We start from the raw sequence: 5,984 nt of genomic DNA, 5'->3' as shown, positions 1-5,984 counted from the left end.
GCGGTTCTGGGCGGGCGCCTGGAACCAGGCGCCGTGGTTGTTGCAGCCGCGGGAGTTGAACATGGTGATGACGTAGCCGTCCGGGACGGGCGTTCCGGGGCAGGTCCAGCCGCCCACCGAGGCGGTTGCCGCGGGGGCGGCCGGGGTGGCGGCGGTGGCGGTTCCGGCCGCCGTGCCGGTGAGGGCGGCGGCGAGGAGCGCGACGACGGCCGCCGCTCTTCCCGCGTGGGTCCACAGCTGACGGAGGATTCTGGTCACGGCGCACCGGTCCGATCGGTAGCCCCGGCGGTTGCGGCCGGCCGGGGAGAGGGGAACAACGGGGATGCGTGGCACCGTAGTGGCGCGGTCGGACCTGGGGGAATACGGGATTCGAAAGATCGTCGAACTTGACTGGAAAACGATCTCCCGCCGCTCGGCTGCCCCGCCGCTCGGCCGTGGGGCCCTGCTGGCGGAGATGACGAAAGGCTGACGGACCGGTGCCGGGCCTCGCGCCGGCCGGGCTCGGGCTGGTGCAATCGGGGGCGTGGACAGAACAGGCGAAGAAGGCAGGGGCACCCCGGTGGGGCGGCGGGTGGTGCTCGGGCTGCTCGGGCTCGGGGCCGTCGGGGTGGCGGCGGGGCCGTACCTGCAACGGGCCGAGTCGGGGTTGGCCGAACGGGACCCGAGCGGACTGAGCGGGCTGCTGCCGGGCAACAACGGATTCCGGTACTACTCGGTGGTGTCGTCCGTCCCGGAGCGGAGCGTGGCGGACTACACGCTCAGCGTCGACGGGATGGTGGAGCAGCCCGCGACGTTCCGCCTGCCGGACCTGCGGGCGATGCCGCAGCGGCGGCTCGTGCGGGACGTGCAGTGCGTGACCGGCTGGCGGGTGCCGGACACCCCGTTCGAGGGGGTGCCGCTCGCGCACCTGCTGGACGCCGCGGGCGTGCGGCCGGGGGCCGGGGCCGTCCGGTTCAGCTGCTTCGACGGCGCGTACACCGAGAGCCTGACGCTGGCGCAGGCCCGACGGGACGACGTGCTGGTCGCGCTGCGGATGCAGGACAACCCCATCTCCCACACCCACGGCGGCCCGGTGCGGCTGTACGTCGCGCCGATGTACTTCTACAAGTCCGCAAAGTGGCTCTCCGGGATCACCGTGACCGGCTCGGTGGAGCCGGGCTACTGGGAGCGCAACGGGTACGACGTCGACGCCTGGGTCGGCCGGTCGAACGGACGTGACGATGCGCCCACCGGCTGAACTCCTGCTGCGCTTCACCCGGGCCGAGCGCTGGGTGCACCGGACGACCGCCGCGCTGACCGGCGTCTGCCTGGCCACGGCGGCCTGCCTCTACCTCGCCCCGCTCGCCGAACTGGTCGGCAACCGGCGGCTGGTGGTGACGGTGCACGTGTGGTGCGGCCTCGCGCTGCCCGTGCCGCTGCTGCTCGGGCTCGCCTCGCGGGCGCTGCGCGCGGACGCCGCCCGGCTGAGCCGCTTCACCCCGGCGGACTGGGACTGGCTGCGCGCCGTCCGGCGCCGCACCCCGCACCGGCCGGCGGGCAAGTTCAACGCCGGGCAGAAGCTCTACGCGCAGTGGACGCTCGGCTCGATGCTGGTGATCGTCGGCACCGGGCTGCTGATGTGGCTGCCCCGCCTCGCCCCGCCCTCCTGGCGGACCGGGGCGACCTTCGTCCACGACTGGCTGGCCGCCGCCATCGCCGTCGTGGTGGTCGGACACGTCCGGATGGCCTGGCGGGATCCGCAGGCGCGGCTCGGGATGCGGACCGGGCTGGTGGAGCGCCGATGGGCCGAGCGCGAGCACCCGCAGTGGCGGCCGGTGGGCCGGGAGTAGGCGGCCGGTCGGACGTCTTGTCGCGGCCCGGGGCATGTGGCAGGCTCGGCCGGGACGCCTCGAAGGGTGCCGCCGGGGCACCCCTGACCGTGGGGCCAAGAGGCGGTTGGGCGACAGCCGCACGCGTGGTGCACGACCGGCATCCTGCAAGGCTCCTTGGACCCCGGCGCCAATCTTCCTCCTCGCCGCCCTGTCGATCTCGATCGCGGGCGGCCTTCCGGCCTCCCTGCCGTCCGAGCGGCGCTGCAGCCGCACCGCCGTCCCGGGGATCGCGCCGGGGGCGGTGCGGCCGTGGCCGTCCGGAGCAGCGGTCGTGTGCGCCTCACCGCTTGTGCAGGGCGAGGAAGCGGCGGCCGTGTGAGGTCCAGCGTTCCGCTTCGACCAGCCCGGCGGCGGCGTGGGCCCGCCTGAGGGCGGCGGCCGTGCCGAGCCGGGCCCAGGGGAAGGCCGGCCCGAGTCGGCCGTCCGGGCCCTCGACCTGGACGGTGACCTGCTCGTCCACCTCCACGGGCTCCACCTCGACCAGCAACAGCCCGTCCGGCGCGATGAGTTCGGCGCCCCGCTGGAGCAGGGCGTCCGGGTCGCCGCCGATGCCGAGGTTGCCGTCGGCGAGGAGCGCGGCGCCCCAGCGGCCCTCGGCGGGCAGCCGGTCGAAGACCGAGCGGCAGAGCGCCGGGCCGCCCAGTCCGACCGTGCGGGCGACGGCCGCCCTGGTCACATCGACGCCTAGGGCCGGGACGCCGAGGGCGAGCAGCGCGGCGACCAGCCGCCCGGGCCCGCAGCCGAGGTCGAGGACGGGCGCGGAACGGCGGGCGCAGCGCCGGAGCAGGCTGTGGTCGGCGCCGGCCGCCGGGGCGCACCAGCGTTCGATGTCCAGCCGGAGGCGGTGGCCGTCCTCGCGGCGCAGCCAGAGCGGGCCGCGCCCGGTGCGGACGGCGTCGGCGAACGGGTCGTCCACCCAGGCGGTGGTGGTCGTCAACTCGCCACCTCCGGCTTCAGGCCGACCGTCACCAGCTGGGCGGCGAAACGGCTGTCCGGGGCCTCGGCGGCGACGCGGCGGGCATCCTCGACGGTGTCCACATCGGTGAGCGATGGAAGCTGATGGATCGTCAAGTCGGCTGCGGCGAGGCGTTCCAGGAGTGTCGCGCCGGTCCTCGCGGTGGACATCGGCACGCCGTGCAGCAGGCGCGCGGCCAGTTCGGCGGTCGGCCGGGCCAGGCCCAGCGCCCAGAAGCCGCCGTCCGCCGCCGGGCCGTACCAGGCGTCCGTGCCCGCCCGCCGTGCGGCCGACAGCGGCTCGGCCAGCGCGGCGGCGCTCAGCTGCGGGGTGTCCATCCCGACCAGCAGCGCCGGGGCGCGCGGGGCCACCCGGGCCGCGTGCGCGAAGGCGGCGGCCAGCCGTTCGTCCAGCCCGCCGCCGGTCTGCGCGACGACCTCCCAGCCGGGGGGCAGCCAGCCGCCCGGTTCGCCGTCCAGGACGAGCACGCGCCGCCCGGCCGGCATCGTGCCCAGGGTGTGCAGGGTGTCGGCGAGGGCGGCCTCGGCCAGGGCGGCGGCCTGTTCGGGGGTGCACGGCGGGGTGAGCCGGGTCTTCACCCGGCCGGGGACGGGCGACTTGGCGATCACCAGCAGGGTCGGCGGGGGCGCGGCCAGCACGGCCCGCATGTCGCGGACGGCCTGGCGGGTGCCGCGCAGGGTGCCGGTGACCTTGGAGCGGCCCGCGCGCGGCAGGTAGTCGACGGGGGTCTCGGTGATCCGCAGCCCGGCGGCCGAGGCGGCGAGCACCATCTCCAGCGGGTAGCCGGACCGCCGGTCGCCGAGCCCCAGGGCCAGCAGCTGTTCCCGGCGGGCGGCCCGCATCGGGCCGAGGTCGTGCAGCGGCGCGCCGGTGCGGGCGCGCAGCCGTCGGGCCAGGACGGTGTTGGCCAGGCGGGCGTGCAGCGGCCACGCCCCGGCGGTGGCCGGGCGGCGGCGGCCCAGCACCAGGTCGGCGGAGCCGGCCAGCACCGGGCCGGTGACCAGCGGGAGCTGGGCGGGATCGAGGGAGCCGTCGCAGTCCAGGAAGCAGACCAGGTCGGCGGTGGCGGCGCGCAGCCCGGCGTGGCAGGCGGCGCCGAACCCGCGCCGGGGCTCCTCGACCACCGTCGCGCCGAGCGAGCGGGCGAGGTCGGCGGAGCCGTCCCGGGAGCCGTTGTCGACGACGACGGCCCGCCAGCCGTCCGGGATCCGCCCCAGCACCCAGGGCAGCGCGGCGGCCTCGTCGAGGCAGGGCAGCACGACGTCGACGGGGGAGACGGGGGAGGTGGGTGAGGTCACCCGGCCACGCTAAGTGCGGGACGGCGGGGTGCGGTGGCGGCGCAGCCTTACGGAAGTCGGACGCCTCGGCGGCTGACCCGTCCGGCGGATCGGGCCGGGCCGGGTCGGGTAGGCCGGGGCGGGCTACGGGTGGGCGGCGGATCTTACGGAACGCGAACGCGGGCCCGCTTCCGTCCGCGTCCACCGCCGAGGCCTCCTATCCTCGGCGAGGTGAACGACACCTCGCACATCCTGGTGATCGACGACGACCCGACCGTGGCCGAGGTCGTCGCCGGCTACCTCACCCGCGCCGGGCACCACGTGGACCGGGCCGCCGACGGTGCGCTGGGCCTGGACCTCGCCGAGCGCACCCGCCCCGACCTGCTGGTGCTGGACCTCATGCTGCCCGGCCTCGACGGGCTGGAGGTGCTGCGCAGGCTGCGGGCCTCCGCCGGGGGCGCCGCGCTGCCGGTGGTGCTGCTCACCGCCAAGGGCGACGAGGCGGACCGCATCCTCGGCCTGGAGCTGGGTGCGGACGACTACGTCACCAAGCCGTTCAGCCCGCGCGAACTGGTGCTGCGGGTGCAGTCGGTGCTGCGCCGCGCCCGGGCGGGGAGCGGGACCGCCGACGGGCCGGGTGACGGGACGGCCGACGGGACGGTCGGCGGGGTGCTGCGCTCGGGGGACGTCACGCTCGACCCGAAGGCCCGCCGCGCCCACCGGGGCGCGCGCGAACTCGCCCTCACCCTACGGGAGTTCGACCTGCTGGCGTTCCTGCTCCGGCACCCCGGGACGGTGTTCTCCCGACAGGATCTGATGCGGCGGGTCTGGGGCTGGGACTTCGGCGACCTCTCCACCGTCACCGTCCACGTCCGGCGGCTGCGCGAGAAGATCGAGGACGACCCGGCCGCGCCCGCCCTGATCAGCACCGTCTGGGGTGTCGGCTACCGCTACGATCCGGCGCCCCGCGATCCGGCGCCCCGCGATCCGGCGCCTCACGATCCGGCTCCCCGCGACCGGGCCTGCCCGCAGGGCGGTGCGGAGTGAAGGACCTGCTGCTGATCGCCCTGTTCGCCGCCCTCGGCGCGGGCGGAGCCGGCCTGCTCGGCTGGGCGGCGATCCGGCTGCTGCGCCGCCGCTCCGTCGCCCTGTCCCTGTTCTGCGTGGCGGTCGTGACCGTCCTCGCAGTGACCTCCGGGACGTTCGCCGTGGCGCAGGCGATGTTCCTGTCCACCCACGACCTCGGCGTGGTCATCACGGTGCTCGGCATGGCCGCCGTCGTCTCGCTGCTCACCGCCGCGCTGCTCGGCCGCCAGGTGGTGGCCGGCAGCCGGGCGCTGACCGAGGCCGTCCGGACGGTCGGCAGCGACGCCGGGTTCACCGCGCCCGACCATCCGCTCGGCGCGGAACTCGCCGCGCTGAGCGAGGAGTTGGCCGCCACCAGTGCCCGGCTGGCGGAGTCCAGGGCGCGCGAGCAGGCCCTGGAGCACTCCCGCCGGGAGCTGGTCGCGTGGATCTCGCACGACCTGCGCACCCCGCTGGCCGGCCTGCGGGCGATGGCCGAGGCGCTGGAGGACGGCGTCGCCGAGGACCCCGACCGCTACCTGGTGCGGATCGGCACCGAGGTCGAACGGCTCACCGGCATGGTGGACGACCTGTTCGAGCTCTCCCGGATCCAGGCGGGCGCGCTCGCCCTCTCGCTCACCAGGGTCTCGGTGTACGACCTGGTGGACGACGCGCTCGCCGGGGCGTACCCGCTGGCCCGGCGGCGCGGCGTCCGGTTGGAGGGGCGGCAGGTGGCCGACGAGCCGGCGGCGGCCGAGCCGGACGAGGTGGACAGCGGGGAGATCACCCGGGTGC

The 5,984-nt window shown here is 76.3% G+C and carries 6 protein-coding genes and 2 pseudogenes; 4 read left to right on the top strand and 4 right to left on the bottom strand.

The window, feature by feature from the left end:
* Positions 1 to 258, bottom strand: a pseudogene (locus ACFV6I_RS27785) (hypothetical protein); the annotation flags it as partial.
* Positions 259 to 523: 265 nt separating this feature from the next.
* On the opposite strand from ACFV6I_RS27785, the gene ACFV6I_RS27780 reads away from it, so the two are divergent.
* Together ACFV6I_RS27780 and ACFV6I_RS27775 are read left to right on the top strand one after the other, a co-directional pair.
* Positions 524 to 1,237: a molybdopterin-dependent oxidoreductase gene (locus ACFV6I_RS27780; protein WP_380428266.1), complete on the top strand. Its 714-nt coding sequence runs from the start codon at positions 524 to 526 to the stop codon at positions 1,235 to 1,237.
* Positions 1,221 to 1,829 carry a cytochrome b/b6 domain-containing protein gene (locus ACFV6I_RS27775; RefSeq protein ID WP_063346572.1) on the top strand — a complete coding sequence of 203 codons (609 nt, stop codon included), beginning with the start codon at positions 1,221 to 1,223 and terminating at the stop codon, positions 1,827 to 1,829. Before ACFV6I_RS27780 ends, ACFV6I_RS27775 begins: the two co-directional genes overlap by 17 nt.
* Before the next feature lie 322 nt (positions 1,830 to 2,151).
* Here ACFV6I_RS27775 and ACFV6I_RS27770 read toward each other — a convergent pair whose 3' ends face one another.
* From ACFV6I_RS27770 to ACFV6I_RS27760, 3 genes and pseudogenes are all read right to left on the bottom strand, one after another.
* Positions 2,152 to 2,808, bottom strand: a complete 657-nt coding sequence (locus tag ACFV6I_RS27770) for a methyltransferase domain-containing protein (RefSeq protein WP_380428265.1) — start codon at positions 2,806 to 2,808, stop codon at positions 2,152 to 2,154.
* On the bottom strand, positions 2,805 to 3,332 hold the full coding sequence (locus ACFV6I_RS27765) for a DUF2064 domain-containing protein (protein ID WP_244293582.1): 528 nt from the start codon (positions 3,330 to 3,332) through the stop codon (positions 2,805 to 2,807). The genes ACFV6I_RS27770 and ACFV6I_RS27765 overlap by 4 nt, the downstream gene beginning before the upstream one ends.
* A 132-nt stretch (positions 3,333 to 3,464) precedes the next feature.
* Positions 3,465 to 4,145 (bottom strand): annotated as a pseudogene (locus ACFV6I_RS27760) (glycosyltransferase family 2 protein); the annotation flags it as partial.
* A 210-nt stretch (positions 4,146 to 4,355) separates the two neighbouring features.
* Between ACFV6I_RS27760 and ACFV6I_RS27755 the strand changes: the two are divergent.
* Entirely contained in the window at positions 4,356 to 5,171 is an 816-nt protein-coding gene (locus tag ACFV6I_RS27755) for a response regulator transcription factor (RefSeq protein ID WP_380428264.1), read from the top strand.
* Positions 5,168 to 5,984: sensor histidine kinase (locus tag ACFV6I_RS27750; protein WP_380428263.1), on the top strand; the 817-nt coding region annotated here is incomplete at its 3' end. The genes ACFV6I_RS27755 and ACFV6I_RS27750, both read left to right, overlap by 4 nt.

The sequence above is a fragment of the Kitasatospora sp. NPDC059803 genome (assembly GCF_042732255.1).
GTDB lineage: Bacteria > Actinomycetota > Actinomycetes > Streptomycetales > Streptomycetaceae > Kitasatospora.
Note: the sequence above shows the minus strand (reverse complement) of the source record. Positions and strands in the feature narration are given on the sequence as shown.

Bases quoted from the DNA above. Each gene is read 5' to 3' on its own strand.
- ACFV6I_RS27775 (WP_063346572.1), top strand. From the start codon at position 1,221: ATGCGCCCACCGGCTGAACTCCTGCTGCGCTTCACCCGGGCCGAGCGC.
- ACFV6I_RS27765 (WP_244293582.1), bottom strand. From the start codon at position 3,332: ATGCCGGCCGGGCGGCGCGTGCTCGTCCTGGACGGCGAACCGGGCGGC.